The 14,137-nt window shown below is 68.6% G+C and carries 9 protein-coding genes; 8 read left to right on the top strand and 1 reads right to left on the bottom strand.

Annotated elements, in window-relative coordinates; all coding sequences use genetic code 11:
• Positions 1-85: 85 nt before the first annotated feature.
• The 5 genes from ACN0V4_RS13180 (at position 86) to ACN0V4_RS13160 (ending at position 6,663) form a co-directional block, all read left to right on the top strand.
• Positions 86-1,033: a TAXI family TRAP transporter solute-binding subunit gene (locus ACN0V4_RS13180; RefSeq protein WP_417676791.1), complete on the top strand. Its 948-nt coding sequence runs from the start codon at positions 86-88 to the stop codon at positions 1,031-1,033.
• 66 nt (positions 1,034-1,099) lie between these two features.
• A complete protein-coding gene (locus ACN0V4_RS13175) occupies positions 1,100-3,196 on the top strand; it encodes a TRAP transporter permease (RefSeq protein ID WP_417676789.1) in 2,097 nt (698 codons plus the stop codon).
• A complete protein-coding gene (locus ACN0V4_RS13170) occupies positions 3,193-3,564 on the top strand; it encodes a DUF1850 domain-containing protein (protein WP_417676787.1) in 372 nt (123 codons plus the stop codon). Before ACN0V4_RS13175 ends, ACN0V4_RS13170 begins: the two co-directional genes overlap by 4 nt.
• A gap of 4 nt (positions 3,565-3,568) precedes the next feature.
• Entirely contained in the window at positions 3,569-5,362 is a 1,794-nt protein-coding gene (locus ACN0V4_RS13165; RefSeq protein WP_417676785.1) for a sensor histidine kinase, read from the top strand.
• Positions 5,359-6,663: a sigma-54-dependent transcriptional regulator gene (locus ACN0V4_RS13160; protein ID WP_417676783.1), complete on the top strand. Its 1,305-nt coding sequence runs from the start codon at positions 5,359-5,361 to the stop codon at positions 6,661-6,663. Before ACN0V4_RS13165 ends, ACN0V4_RS13160 begins: the two co-directional genes overlap by 4 nt.
• Positions 6,664-6,698: 35 nt before the next feature.
• Here ACN0V4_RS13160 and ACN0V4_RS13155 read toward each other — a convergent pair whose 3' ends face one another.
• Entirely contained in the window at positions 6,699-9,440 is a 2,742-nt protein-coding gene (locus ACN0V4_RS13155; RefSeq protein WP_417676991.1) for an AAA family ATPase, read from the bottom strand.
• Positions 9,441-9,626: 186 nt separating this feature from the next.
• On the opposite strand from ACN0V4_RS13155, the gene ACN0V4_RS13150 reads away from it, so the two are divergent.
• The 3 genes from ACN0V4_RS13150 to ACN0V4_RS13140 all read left to right on the top strand — a co-directional run bounded on the left by ACN0V4_RS13150 (position 9,627) and on the right by ACN0V4_RS13140 (position 14,134).
• On the top strand, positions 9,627-10,889 hold the full coding sequence (locus ACN0V4_RS13150; RefSeq protein WP_417676781.1) for a serine hydrolase domain-containing protein: 1,263 nt from the start codon (positions 9,627-9,629) through the stop codon (positions 10,887-10,889).
• Positions 10,890-10,904: 15 nt separating this feature from the next.
• Positions 10,905-12,584 carry a ShlB/FhaC/HecB family hemolysin secretion/activation protein gene (locus ACN0V4_RS13145; protein ID WP_417676779.1) on the top strand — a complete coding sequence of 560 codons (1,680 nt, stop codon included), beginning with the start codon at positions 10,905-10,907 and terminating at the stop codon, positions 12,582-12,584.
• Positions 12,585-12,946: 362 nt separating this feature from the next.
• Positions 12,947-14,134 carry a M20 metallopeptidase family protein gene (locus ACN0V4_RS13140; protein ID WP_417676777.1) on the top strand — a complete coding sequence of 396 codons (1,188 nt, stop codon included), beginning with the start codon at positions 12,947-12,949 and terminating at the stop codon, positions 14,132-14,134.
• Positions 14,135-14,137: the final 3 nt, after the last annotated feature.

Below are 14,137 nucleotides of genomic sequence, written 5' to 3'. Positions count from 1 at the left end.
CCCGACAGGGTTGTATGGCGAGGGTTCCTTAATCAAGGTTGTTCCCACCGCGTGCCACAGGCGCGCTCGTTTTGGGAGGAACATCATGATCAGATCCTTTGGGCTCGGCGCCCTCATCGCCGGCGGCATCGCGCTGTCCGCTCCGGCCGCCATGGCCACCGAATTCATCAACGTTCTGACCGGCGGCACCTCGGGCGTCTATTATCCGCTCGGCGTTGCCCTGGCCGATATCTATGGGCAGAACATCCCGGATTCCCGCGCCCAGGTGCAATCCACCAAGGCTTCGGTCGAGAACCTGAACCTGCTGCAGCAGGGCCGCGGCGAGATCGGCTTTGCGCTGGGGGACTCCGTCAAGGACGCCTATGAAGGCAACGCCGATGTCGGTTTCACCAAGCCGCTGACCAAGCTGCGCGCCATTGCCGCCATCTATCCGAACTATATCCAGATCGCCGCCTCGGCCGCTTCCGGTGCCAAGACCGTCGCCGATCTGAAGGGCAAGTCCGTCTCGGTCGGCGCCGCCAAATCCGGCACCGAGGTCAACGCGCACAAGATCCTCGGCGCGCTGGGGATGTCCTATGACGATCTCGGCAAGGTCGAATTCCTGCCCTTCGCCGAATCCGTCGAGCTGATGAAAAACCGCCAGCTTGACGCGACGCTGCAAAGCTCGGGCCTCGGCTCGGCGGCGCTGAAGGATCTGGCCTCGACCCAGGATGTGACCTTTGTGTCTGTCCCCGCCGAAGTGGCCGAGAAACTGGGCGCGCCCTATGCGGCCGGGGTGATCCCCGCCGGCACCTATCCCGGGCAGGACGCCGATGTCCCGACGCTGACCATCACCAATATCCTGGTGACCAGCTCGGACGTGTCGGACGAGCTGGCCTATCAGATGACCAAGCTGCTGTTCGAGCATCTGGACCAGATGAAGGCCGCCCATGCCGCCGCCGGCGCCATCGACATCGCCAATGCGGTGAAGAACTCTCCGATCCCGCTGCATCCGGGCGCGGTGAAATACTATAAGGAAAAGGGCCTGATGTAAGGCCCCGGGCAGCTTGCCCAAAGACGGCTCGGCTGGTCCGGGCCGTCGTCTCTACGGGAGGACTCCATGACAGCATCCACGCCTTCGGCCAATTCGCGCGCCGAGGAATCGAACGAGATCCACGATCCGCTCGCCGACAGCTTTCCCAATTCGCTGGTCGGCCGGTTCCTGTTTTGGCTGGCGGTGGCCTTCTCGGTCTATCAGATCTCGATTGCCGCCCATGTCATCGACCTGCCCAGCCAGGTGATGCGCGCGGTCCATGTCGCCTTTCTGATGGCGCTTGGCTTTCCGCTGCTGGCGCTGGGGCGCGGCTTTGGCCCGCTGGCCAAGGCGCTGTGCTGGCTCTTCGCCCTCGCCGGGGTGGCCGTTGCCGCCTATCAGTGGATCGAATACACGCCGCTGCTGTTCCGCGCCGGTGATCCGAACACCCTGGACCTGATCGTCGGCTGCGTCGCCGTCGTCGGGGTCTTCGTCGCCGCCTGGATCCTGATGGGGCCGGCGCTGCCGATCATCTGCGGGTTCTTCCTGGCCTATGCACTGTTCGGTCAGTACCTGCCGTCGCCCTTCAATCACCGTGGCTATGCCTTCGAGCAGGTGGTCGAGCAGATCGCCTATGGCACCGAAGGCATCTATGGCATTCCTGTTTATGTCTCGGCCACTTACATCTTTCTCTTCATCCTGTTCGGCTCGTTCCTGGAAAAGGCCGGGATGATCAAGCTCTTCACCGATGTGGCTCTGGGGCTGGTCGGTCACCGGATGGGCGGGGCCGCCAAGGTTTCGGTGCTCTCCTCCGGGTTGATGGGCACCATTTCGGGCTCGGGCGTCGCCAACGTCGTCACCACCGGCCAGTTCACCATCCCGCTGATGAAGCGGTTCGGCTATCGGGCGGCCTTCGCCGGCGGGGTCGAGGCGACCTCGTCGATGGGCGGGCAGATCATGCCGCCGGTGATGGGCGCGGTGGCCTTCATCATGGCCGAGACGCTCGGCGTGCAATATGTCGAGGTCGTCAAGGCGGCGCTGGTGCCCGCGATCCTCTATTTCGCCGGCGCCTTCTGGATGGTCCATCTCGAGGCCGGCAAGCGCGATCTGCGCGGGCTTGCCGCGGACGAGCTGCCCTCGGCCCGCAAGGCGCTGAAGGAGGGCTGGTATCTGATCCTGCCGCTCGCGGTGCTGGTCTGGCTGCTGTTCTCGGGCTATACGCCGCTCTTCGCCGGGACCATCGGGTTGGCCCTGACCGGCATGCTGATCCTCGGCGCCTCGATCGCCATGGGGATGTCGTCGATGACCGTGCGGGTGATCTTCTGGATCTTCCTCGGGCTCTGTGCCTCGGCCTTCTTCAAGTTCGGCATCAATGCCCTGCTTCTGGTCCTGGCGGCGCTGATCCTCGCCTCGGTCCTGTTCAAGGGCGGGCGCGAGACCCTGGGGGTCTGCCGCGACAGCCTGGCCGAGGGCGCCAAGACGGCGCTGCCCGTGGGGATCGCCTGTGCGCTTGTCGGCGTGATCATCGGGGTGATGACCCTGACCGGGGCGGCCAATACCTTTGGCCAGTTCATCGTCTCGGTCGGGCAGGACAGCCTGTTCCTGTCGCTGGTGCTGACGATGATCACCTGTATCATCCTCGGCATGGGGATCCCGACGATCCCGAACTATATCATCACCTCCTCGATCGCCGGGCCGGCGCTGCTGGCGCTGGGGGTGCCGCTGATCGTCAGCCACATGTTCGTCTTCTACTTCGGCATCCTCGCCGATCTGACGCCGCCGGTGGCGCTGGCCTGCTTCGCCGCGGCGCCGATCGCCAAGGAAAGCGGGCTGAAGATCAGCTTCGAGGCGATCAAGGTCGCTGCCGCCGGTTTCGTGGTGCCCTTCATGGCGGTCTATACGCCGGCGCTGATGCTGCAGGATGGCGGCACCCTGGCCGCAACCATCGGCTATTGGCCGGCGGTGGCCTATATCATCTTCAAGGCGCTGTTGGCGCTGGCGCTCTGGGGCTCCTGCGTGATCGGCTGGCTCGGCCGCCCGCTGGCGATCTGGGAACGTGGCATCGCCGTCGTCGCCGCCTTCTCGCTGGTTGCCGCCCTGCCGATCACCGATGAGATCGGCTTTGGACTGACCCTTCTGTTCGGCCTGCTGCTGTGGCGCCGCCGGGGCGCGGTGTCGGCATGACCGGCTGCCTGATGGCGGGGGCGACGATGCTCGCCCTCTCCGGCAGCGGGCAGTTCACCCTGGAATGGACCCATTCGGTCGAACGCCAGGCCTGGCGCGAGACCTGGGAGATCACGCAGGATCACCGCCTGCATCTGGTCGAAGCGGCGGTCAAGGGATCGGGGGCGGGGATGGAGCCCGGCCCCGGTGGCCATTTTCAGGATGGCTGGTGGGTCTGGGCCCCGGAACTGCCGCCGGTGCCCTCGCTGATCCTGGCCGCCTCGGGGCAGACACCCTCGGCCTGGATGCTCTGCGCCGCCGATTGTGTCCAGATCGGCGCCGCCTCGGGCCAGCCGGTCACCGTGGCGCCCTGCGCCGAGGCGGGCTGAGACAATGGCCAGCCGCCGCGCCCTCCTGCGCCGCATCGGCACGGCCTGGCGGTTGCGGCTGGTGCTGGTCACCATCGGCGCGCTGCTCTGCGGGGCGCTCGCCTGGCAGGTGGCGATGTCGCAACTGCGCCAGGGGCTGGAGCAGACGCTGCTGGTCAGCCACCGCGCGATCCAGACCGAGATCGACCGCTTCCGCTATCTGCCACGCGTCACCGGCGAGGATGCCCGCATCCATGCGGCGCTGGCCCGTCCGGGCGACCCGGCGGCGATCGACGCCGCCAACCGCTATCTCGAACGGATCGTTGCCCAGACCGGGGCCGAACAGCTTTATCTGCTGAACACGGAAGGGGTCACGCTGGCCTCGTCGAACTGGACCGATATCGACAGCTATGTCGGCCATGATTACAGCTTTCGCCCCTATTTCACCGATGCCCGCGCCACCGGCAGCGGTGCGGTCTATGCCATCGGCGTGACCACCGGCGAGCCCGGCTATTTCATCGCGACCCGGGTCGACGATCCGGGGCTGGGGGTGCGCGGGGTGATGGTGGTCAAGATCGACCTGCGGCCGCTGGAACAGGCCTGGGCCGAGACCGGGCAGCGGATCGCCGTCACCGACAAGGACGACGTGATCTTCATGTCGTCGATCCCGCGCTGGCGCTATCGCCCGTTGATGCCGCTCAGCGCGCCGGTGCGGGCGCGGCTCGGGACCTCGCGGCTCTATGACAGCTCGGAACTGGAACGCGCCACGCCGCTGCTGACCTCGGGCACCGTGCTGATGATCGAGGGGCAGGGCAGGGCCGCCACCCTGCGCAGCCCGCCGTTCGAACAGGGCTGGCGCCTGCTGGCGGCGGTGCCGCTTTGGCCGGCGCGCGCGGCGGGGGGCGCGACCATGGCGCTGGCGCTGCTGGCCGGGTTGCTGGGCCTCGGGCTTGCCGATCTGCGCCGGCATCGTCAGCGGCTGATCGCGCTACGTCTGCGCCAGACCGAGGTGATGGAGCGCAAAGTGCGCGAGCGCACCGCCGAACTTGGCCGCGAGATCGAGGCGCGCGCCCGGGTCGAGGCCGACCTGCGCGCCACCCAGGCGACGCTGGTGCAATCCGAGAAGATGGCGGCGCTCGGCCGGATGTCAGCCGCCATCGTGCATGAGGTGAGCCAACCGCTGGCGGCGATGGAGGCGACCTTGACGGCGGCCGAATTCAGCCTGTCGCGGGCGCCCGAACAGACCGCCGCACGGCTGCAATCGGCGCGCGGGCTGATCCGGCGGATGCAGCGGATGACCAAGCATCTCAAGAACTTCTCGCGGCGCGAGGCGGCGCCCTTGTCGCCGGTGCCGGTGGTCGAGGTGGCGCGCTCCGCTCTAGCGCTGACCAAGCCGCGCGCCGATGCGGCGGGCATTCATCCCCGGTTCGAGGCGCCCGAGGGCGCGCCGATGGTGCGCGCCGGTCACGCCCGGCTGGAACAGGTGCTGGTCAACCTGCTGCACAATGCCATCGAGGCGGTAGAGCCCGGCCATGGCGAGGTGACGCTGGCGGTCTGGCAAGAGGCTGATGAGCTGATCCTGTCGGTGCGCGACAATGGCCCCGGCATCCCCGCCGATGTGCTGCCCCGGGTGACCGAGCCGTTCTTTTCCACCAAGATCGGCGGCGAGGGGCTGGGCCTTGGTCTTGCGATCAGCTTCGAGGTGGTCCAGCAATTCGGCGGGCGGCTCGACATCCGGTCGACCCCGGGCGAGGGGACCGAGATCTCGGTGGTTCTGCCGCTGTTCGAGGGGACCGAGACGAAAGAGGCCGCAGAATGACCGCGCTGATCCATGTGGTCGAGGATGACAGCGATCACCGCCATGCGCTCTGCGATCTGATCGAGGCCGCCGGCTATCGCGCCGAGGGCTTCGCCGAGGGGCGCGCCGCGCTGGCCGCCACCAGCCGGCCGGATCTGGTGCTGACCGATCTGCGCATGCCGGGAATGGACGGGCAGGCGGTGCTCGAGGCGGTGCGCGACCGCGATCCCGATTGCCCGGTGGTGATGATCTCGGGCCATGGCGATCTGGCGCAGGCGGTGCAGGCGATGCGCGCCGGCGCCGAGGATTTCCTTGAGAAACCCTATGACGGAATGCACCTGCTGACGGTGATCGAACGCAGCCTGAGGGCGCGGGCCGCGCGGGCCGAGATCGGCCGCCTGCAAGATCAGATCACCCGGGCGGCAGAGGGTGGGCTTCTGGGCCAGTCCGCCGCGATCACCGCGCTGCATGCCCGGATCGACGCCCTGGCGCCCACCGATCTGGATATCGTCATCATCGGAGAGACCGGCACCGGCAAGGAGTTGGTGGCCCGCGCGCTGCATGCCGGCAGCGCCCGCGCCGCCGGGCCCTTCGTCGCGGTCAATTGCGCGGCGCTGCCCGAAAGCCTGTTCGAGATCGAGATTTTCGGCCATGTCGCCGGCGCCTTTCCCGGTGCTCAGGACAAGCCCGGCAAGCTTGAGGCCGCCTCGGGCGGCACATTGCTGCTGGATGAGGTCGAGGCGATGCCGGCGGCGATCCAGCCCAAGCTGTTGCGCGCCTTGCAGGAACGCGCGGTGGAGCGGTTGGGCGAGAACCGGCTGATCCCGCTCGATCTGCGGATCGTGGCGACCTCCAAGGCCGATCTGCGCTCGCTCACGCTTGATGGCAGTTTCCGCGCCGATCTGTTCTATCGCCTTGCCGGGGCGGAGATCGCGGTGGAGCCGCTGCGCGCGCTTGGCGAAGATGTGCTGCTGCTTTTCAGCCATTACGCGGGGCTGGCCGCGGCGCGCTATGGCCGACCGCTGCCGCCCTTGGACTATGCGCTGAAACAGCGGCTGCTGCGCCGGGCCTGGCCCGGCAACGTGCGCGAACTCAAGGCCCTGGCGGAACGCTTCGCGCTCGGGCTCGACATGCCCGAGGATGCCGCCGGCCCGGTCGGCGCGCCGGAAAGCCTTGCCGACCGCGTTGCGGCCTTCGAGGCGCGGGAAATCCAGCTGACGCTGGAACGCTGCCGCGGCAATACCGAACGCGCCGCCAGGGCGCTGGGGATGGCGCGGCGCACGCTGAACGACAAGATCAGCCGCTACGGCATCCGGAGCTGAGGGCGGGGCGCTTGCCCCTCGGGCAGGCCGCCATTTCAGGACAATGCCGCGATCGCCCGGGCCGCCCGCGCTTCGAAGGCCGTTGCACCCTGTCGGCGGGCGATCTCCTGCGCCCGGCCCAGGGCGCGGCGGGCATGGTCCGGCCGTCCGGCCCGGTCCATCAGCACGGCGCAGAGGCGGTGCAGCTCTGCCTCGTACCACCGTTCTCCGGTCGTCCGCGCAGCGGCGAGGGCGCGGCGTAGCAGCGGCAGCCCGCGCGCCGCATCGCCGCGCCGGGCGGCGACCTCGGCCGAGAGGGCCAGACCGAGGGGGAGGGTGAGGCGGACATTCATTTCGGCATAGGCCGCCAGCCCGTTGTCCAGCAGGGCTTGCCCTTCGGGATCGCCATCCATGGCGCGGGCCCAGCCCGTCAGCATGATCCCGGCGGGCAGCCAATAGGGAATGCCGGCGCGCCGGCAGAGGGCGGTCAGCGCCTCGGCCCTTGCGCCTGTCAGGGCCCGGTCGCCGCGCAGGCGCGCCACCACCGCCCCGGCCCAGAGCATCTGCGCCTGGCCGAAAGGCTGATCCAGCGCGCCGGCCAGGTCGGTGCCGGCAGCAAGATGCGTCTCGGCCTCGGCCTCGCGCCCGAGGATCTGGCTGACGCAGGCGGCATATTGGCGGCAGACGATGCCCGGTTCTTCGCCAAAGAGCGTGGCTGTGCCGTCCGGCACCCTGGTTGCATGCAGTCGCAGAACGGTGTCGATGCAGGGCAGGCAATCGGTGAAGGCGCCGGTGAAGAACCGGGTCTGCCCGACCGCATTCTGCGCCGCCATGGCGATCGGCGCGGGGGCGTCGCCCGCCAGCTGGTGCAGGGTCTGCGCCAGGTCCGCTGCCCGGTCCAGTTCGGCGCGGGAGATATGATCGTTCCACAGCCCCGCCAGCACCGGCACCGTATTGGCAGGCTCGCCCACCCGCGCGGCGAGCGGCCCGGCCCGTCGATAGACCGATCTCAGCTCTTCGGTGGTGAAGCCTTCCGAGATGATCAGTGCCGCGCCGAGACCGAGGAGGGCCTGCAGCTCTGCCATCTGCAGGGGCTGGTCGGGATCGTCGCAGCGGGCGTGCAGATCCAGCGCCTGCCGCAACTGGGCGGCTGCCACCTGCTCAGCGCTGCGTCGCAGCGCGCGCAGGCCCGACAGGCCGCGATAGCGGGCCGCCCGGGGCCAGTCGGCGCCGCGTTCGAAATGATCGGCGAGCGCGGGGGCGATCTCGGCGGCCTTGTTGCGATAAAGCGCTTCCAGCCGGGTCCCGATCCGCCGATGCAACCCCTGCCGGTTGGCCGCCGGGATGCCGGCATAGAGCGCTTCGTGATGCAGGGCGTGGCGAAAGGCAAAGCGGGTGGTCACACTGCCATCCGGATGATGGGCGAGGCCGGCCCGCTCGATGAAGCGACGGTTGCGGGCCAGATGATCGAGCCGACGCTCCACCGCCTCGCGCCCGTTGCGGTCATCGGCGAGGGCAAGGGCGGAAAAGTCGGGGCCGGCGACGCTCGCCATCTCGAGCAGCGCCCGTTCCGGGGGATCGAGCCGACCGACCAGGTCGCCTTCGATAAAGGCCTGCATGTCCGGGGCGATGGCGGGGACGAGGGTGTCGACCGGTTCGCTCAGGGCCCAATGGCCTTCCTGTTGCCGGATGTCGCCCTGCGTCAGCCAGCGGTCCACCACCGCCTCGATCAGGATGGCGTGACCCTCGGTGCGCCGGGCAAGGGCGGCGGCCAGTCTGGGCGGGAAGCGGTGGCCGGGAAACCGGCCGGCAAGGTAATCGGCCACCGCCGCCGCATCCAGCCCGCCGAGGGTGAGCACCCGGGTGTCCGGCTGCCGGCTCAGGTGGCGCAGCGTCGTGGCAAGATCGCCGGCGCGGTCAAGCTCGTCACAGCGGTAGGTGCCCAGCACCAGCAGCCGGGCCTCGGTTCGCCGCAGCCCCCAGGCGCTGAGCCAGGCCAGCGTGCTGGCATCGGCCCAGTGCAGATCCTCCAGCACCAGAATGCCCGGCGCCATCTGGGTCAGCCGCTCCATCAGGGTGGAAAATTCCCGCGGCATCGGGTCCGGGCGTCGCTGATCGACCTCGAAACCCACCGCATCCAGGCTTCGGCCCGCCCCGGGGAGCTGATCGGCCCAGGCGGGCGCCACCTCGGGCAGGAGACGGGAGAGCGGGGCGCCGGTGGGGCCGGCGAGCAATTGCGACAGCGCCTCCAGCAGCGGACCATAGGGTTCCCGCGCGCCGGGGTGAGAGATCGACTGACCCCGTGCGATCCAGACGGCGGGATGTGCCGACAGATCGGCCAGGAACCCTTCGACCAGCCGGGTCTTGCCGGCGCCGGCCTCGCCGGCGATCAGCGTCATCGCATGGCGGCCCTGATAGGCGGCGGCGGCGCTTTCGGCCAATATCGCGCGTTCCGCCGCGCGCCCGACGCAGCGCGTGGTTTCCGGCCGGGGCCGTGCGCCAAGGCCGCAGCGCGTTTCGATCCGGCCGGTCAGCCGGTAGCCCCGGCGTCCCACCGTCTCGATGAACCTAGGGGCGGTGGCACTGTCGCCCAGCAGGCGGCGCAATTCACGGATGCATTGCTTCGGCCCCGCGTCGCTGCCATGGCGCTTGCCCCAGACCAGACGGTGCAGCTCGTCCTGACTGACGATTTCGCCCTGCCGCTCGATCAGTGCGACCAGCACCGCCAGCGTCTTCGGCCTGAGCTTCAGCACCTCGTCGCCGCGCAGCAGGGCGCTGCCCGCGATATCCAGTTCCATGAGGTTCAAGAGCCGTTCCGTTGGGGGTTGCCGGGCGATCAGGGGGCAGCGGAGCGGTCGCGCCCGCGATCAGATTTCACTTATTCTGAAGTGAATTATACCGATATTGAACCATTACGCCACTTTGTTTGGCCTTCGCCCTGGGCCAAGGTGCCGCCAGGGCAACTAGCGAAGAGGCGATGCAGGATGACGGAACGCGGGTTCGAGGTGAGGATGGGGCGCTGGATGGCGTTGGCGGGCACCGCCGTTCTCGTGGGCGGGGCGCTTGCCGGCACCGCCCGGGCCGGGGCCTGCGTGGCCGATCCGGTTGCCGTGATCGCGGCGCGTCAGACCCAACCCAGTTCCGCCCCCCTGCCGGCGGAACTGGCCGAAAAGCTCGACGCTGCCGTCCGGGGCGCGTTGGGGCAGGCGGCGGCGCCCGGCATCATCGCCGGCGTGATCACCCCCGAGGGTCACTGGTCTGGCGCCTGGGGGCTGGCCGATCCCGCCACCGGGGCGCCGATGCAGGTGGGCATGCATAGCCGCATCGGATCGGTGACCAAGACCTTCACCGGCACCGCGCTGATGCAATTGGCCGAGGCGGGCAAGCTGTCGCTTGACGATCCCATCGGCCAATATGTCCCGGACCTGCCCAATGGCGACCGGATTACCCTGCGCCAGCTTGCCAATATGACCAGCGGTCTGCTCAGCTATACCCGGGCGGAGGCTTTCCTCGACATCTTCTTCGAACGTCCCGAAACTGTGTTCACCCCGGAGGAGCTGCTGGCCTTCGCGATTCCGGGCTCGCCGATCTTCGAGCCGGGCGAGCGGTTCGATTACTCCAATACCAACACCGTTCTGTTGGGCATGGTGATCGAGCAGGTCACGGGGGAGCCGATCGCCACGGTCTTCGACCGCCTGATCTTCGCGCCGCTGGGGCTGCGGAACACCTCCTGGCCGGGAGCGAGCACCGATCTGCCGGTGCCCTTCCCGCAGGGCTTCACCCTGCAGGGCAATGCGGCCACGCCCGAGGCGCCGTCGAACGCGACGCATTGGAACCCGGCCTGGGGCTGGACCGCGGGCGAGATGATCTCAAACCTGGGGGATCTGCTGATCTACGGGCGCGCGCTCGGCACCGGTGAGGGGCTGCTTGGCGAGGCCGCACAGATCGAGCGGCTGACCTCTTTCCCCGAGCCGGCGGGCTATGGCCTGGGGATCGGCTGTTCCGGCGGCTGGATCGGCCATACCGGAGAGCTGCCGGGTTACAATACCACCGTGTTCTATGACACGACGGCGGATACCACCGTGGTGGTGCAGGCCAACAGCGACATCCCCTCTGGCGATTGCGGAGAGGAGGAGGTTCTGCCGGGCAACCCATCGGGGATCGCCTGTTCCTCGCCTGCCTCGCGCGTCTTCGCCGCGATCTCGCTGGCGCTCGGCCATCCGTTCGCCATGGCTCCGGCCCAGTAGGGGGGGGCGCTGAACATGGTCTCATCGACCCCGCCCGCACCGCGCCGACACAGTCTGGCCCTCCTTACGCTTGCCTTTGCCGCGCTGTCGGGGCCGGTCCTGGCGCAATCCATCAGCTCTGGCACCATCGACCGGGTGGTCGCCGGGCAGACGGTGATCCTGCAGCGGTTCACCCCGCCGGCGCAGGCCGGCAGCGTCGGCATCGCGGTCGAGGATCAGCGCGGGCGGCTTGACATCAAGGCGGCCCGGGCGGTCCGCTTCCGCCTGCGCGCGCTCAGCGTCGAGGGTGCCGCTGTGGTGCCGGCGGGCGATCTCGCGCGGCTGTGGCAGGACCGGATCGGGCAGCAGATCACCCTGGCGGACCTTTACAAGATCGCCGAGGCGGTCGATGCCGCCTATCTCGCCGCCGGATACTTTTCGAAAACAGTGGTGCCGGTGCAGGATTTCACCTCTGGCCGGGTGCGGCTGCAGGTCTACGAGGGCTATGTCGCGCGGATCGAGATCACCAGCGACATTGCGGGGATCGAGAGGCGACTGGCGCCCTATCTCGACCGCATCCTGGCGATGCATCCGATCCGCGTGGCCGAGGCGGAGCGTGTTCTCTTGCTGATGAGCGATCTGGGCGGGCTGGAGATCGAGGGCACCTTTGTGCGCCCCGACAAGCCCACCGGCGGCGGGCTTCTCAAGCTCGACATCGCGCAGCAGCGGCGCAGCGGGGTGATCGCGCTCGACAACCTTGGGTCCGAGGCGGTGGGGCCGGTGGAGATCGCCGGCAATCTGAAGCTGAACGATGTCTTCGGGCGGTTCGAGACCACGACCCTGACCGGCGTCACCATCCCCGACGATCCGCGCGAACTGGGGCTGATCCAGATCGCGCAGGACTATCCGATCGGTCACGACGGGCTGGTCGCCGGATTCAGCCTGACCCATCTGCGGCAACGCCCCGGCGGGTCGCTGGCGGCGCAGGATATCGACGTCGCCTCGACCATCGGCACGACCTCTCTGTCCTATCCGCTGCTGCGTCGGCTGGAGGCGAGCCTTTTCGCGCGGCTGGAGCTGACCGCGCGCAACGACGATGTCGACGCCGGCGGCAACCCGGTGGCGCGCGGCAAGACCCGCTGGGCGACTGCCTCGCTGCAATACGACCGCACGCTCAAGGCCGGCAGCCTGACCGCCGAAGGTGGGCTGAGCTTCGGCAACGCCTCGGATATCGACATGGGCAATGTGCCGGGTGATTTTCAGTTCCTCACCGCCGGTTTGGATTACACCCGGCCACTCGGCGAGGATACGCAGTTTCGGCTACGGGCGTCCGGTCAGTATTCGCCCAGAGCCTTGCCCGGTGCCGTCCAGTTCGCATTGGGAGGCGATCCCTATGGCTGGGCCTTCGACAATGGCAGCCTGTCCGGTGACAGCGGCGCGGCGGTGGCGATCGAGATCGGGCATGACATCGACACCGGGCTGGCGCAGCTTCCGGGCCTGTCGCTGTCGGCCTTCGCCGATTTCGGCACCGTCTGGAACCGCGATGCGGGGGGCGGCCCCGGTCGCGAGAGCCTGGGATCCTATGGTCTGGGGATCAGCGGCCTGCTGGCCGACAGGGTCCGCGTCCAGATCATCGCCGCGCTGCCCTGGACCACGCCCGACAGTCTGGAGGATACCGGTCGCAAGCTGCTGTTCCGGCTCGTCATCCCGCTGTGATCGCCATCCCGCTGTGATCGCCGTCGCGGGGGGATGGCCCCTTTGGTCGGGTCGCGGCCCGTGATGTGATCTGCGATGTCTTCTCGGGGGCTTTGCCCATGGGGCAGGCCCGGCGCCCCGGAAAGGCCCCTTCAGGCGGCTTGTCGGGCCCGGCGGTCGGATGCGGGCCGCAGGGAATCTCTCCCCCGGCCGACCTGGCTGCCCTCCGCGAACGGGCTCCGGATGCCCATTGATACGGATTTCGAGGCGTTTTCAGCCCGGGATTTTCAGCGCGATGCAAATGATCGATCCTCGATCCTTGACAATTCCGGCGTCAGAACCGAGTCATGCCCCGGACTTTCGCCTGTAGCAGACCCCTGATCATGACCCATACACCCAACGACCCCGGCCCCCAGATTGAACGCATCGTGCGCGAGATCGAGCCTCGACTGATCGAGATCCGGCGCGATATTCACGCCCATCCGGAAACCGGCTTTGACACGATCCGGACCGCGGCGATGGTCGCGGAGGAACTGCGCGCGCTCGGCCTGACGCCGAAGACCGGTGTGGGCAGGACCGGGGTTGTGGCCGAGATCGCCGGCGGCCGTCCCGGCCCCTGTCTGATCCTGCGGGCCGACATGGATGCGCTGCCGATCCAGGAAGAGACCGGGCTCGCCTTCGCCTCGACCATTCCGGGGCGGATGCATGCCTGCGGGCATGACGTGCATACTGCCTCGCTGCTGGGCGCGGCGCGGGCGTTGGTCGAGATCGCGCCGCAGCTTGCCGGCACGGTGCGGCTGGTGTTCCAGCCGGCCGAGGAAACCCAGGACAGCGGCGCGGCGGCGATGATCGCCGACGGCGCGGCCGCAGGGGCGGCGATGGCCGTCGCCTTCCACAACCGGCCCGAGGCGCCGGCGGGCGAGCTGCAGTTGAACCGTGGCGCCAGCACCGCGTCGAGCGACGAGTTCCGCGTTGTGCTGCACGGCAAGTCCGGCCATGCCGCGCGGCCCCATGCGGCGATCGACCCGATCGTCGGCGCCGCCCATGTGATCACCCAGCTCCAGACCGTGATTTCGCGCGAGATGGACCCGGCGCTGTCTGCGGTGCTGACCATCGGCCATATCGAAGGCGGAGCGACCCAGAACATCATCCCCGACAGCTGCATGTTCGAGGGCACCGTGCGCTGCCGCTCGCCGCAGTCGCGCGACCGGGCCGAAACCGCCTTTCGGCGCATCTGCGAAGGCGCGGCCCAGGCTCTGAACCTGGGCGTCGAGATCGACTATGTGCGCGGCTGCCCGCCACTGATGAATGACGACGCGCTGGTCGACCGCGCCGCATCGGCGCTGGCGCTGCAATTCGGCAAGCCCGTCGCGATCGAGCAGGGCACCAGCTTCGGCGCCGAGGATTTCTCGTATTTCTCGGAGCGCCTGCCGTCGATCCAGCTTCACGTCGGCTCGGCCCAGCCCGAGCGCGACGACCGGCTGCACAATTCCGACTATCAGCCGGACGAGCGCTGCATCGCTGCCAGCGCCATCTCGCTCAGCCGCATCGCCGTCGAATTCCTGTCCTGAACC

Source organism: Pseudodonghicola sp., assembly GCF_048268305.1.
Classification (GTDB): Bacteria; Pseudomonadota; Alphaproteobacteria; order Rhodobacterales; family Rhodobacteraceae; genus Pseudodonghicola.
This window is presented reverse-complemented; position numbering and strand designations above follow the sequence as displayed.

Coding starts and splice junctions, on each gene's coding strand:
- ACN0V4_RS13180 (WP_417676791.1), top strand. CDS start 86: ATGATCAGATCCTTTGGGCTCGGCGCCCTCATCGCCGGCGGCATCGCG.
- ACN0V4_RS13175 (WP_417676789.1), top strand. CDS start 1,100: ATGACAGCATCCACGCCTTCGGCCAATTCGCGCGCCGAGGAATCGAAC.
- ACN0V4_RS13170 (WP_417676787.1), top strand. CDS start 3,193: ATGACCGGCTGCCTGATGGCGGGGGCGACGATGCTCGCCCTCTCCGGC.
- ACN0V4_RS13165 (WP_417676785.1), top strand. CDS start 3,569: ATGGCCAGCCGCCGCGCCCTCCTGCGCCGCATCGGCACGGCCTGGCGG.
- ACN0V4_RS13160 (WP_417676783.1), top strand. CDS start 5,359: ATGACCGCGCTGATCCATGTGGTCGAGGATGACAGCGATCACCGCCAT.
- ACN0V4_RS13155 (WP_417676991.1), bottom strand. CDS start 9,440: ATGGAACTGGATATCGCGGGCAGCGCCCTGCTGCGCGGCGACGAGGTG.
- ACN0V4_RS13150 (WP_417676781.1), top strand. CDS start 9,627: ATGACGGAACGCGGGTTCGAGGTGAGGATGGGGCGCTGGATGGCGTTG.
- ACN0V4_RS13145 (WP_417676779.1), top strand. CDS start 10,905: ATGGTCTCATCGACCCCGCCCGCACCGCGCCGACACAGTCTGGCCCTC.
- ACN0V4_RS13140 (WP_417676777.1), top strand. CDS start 12,947: ATGACCCATACACCCAACGACCCCGGCCCCCAGATTGAACGCATCGTG.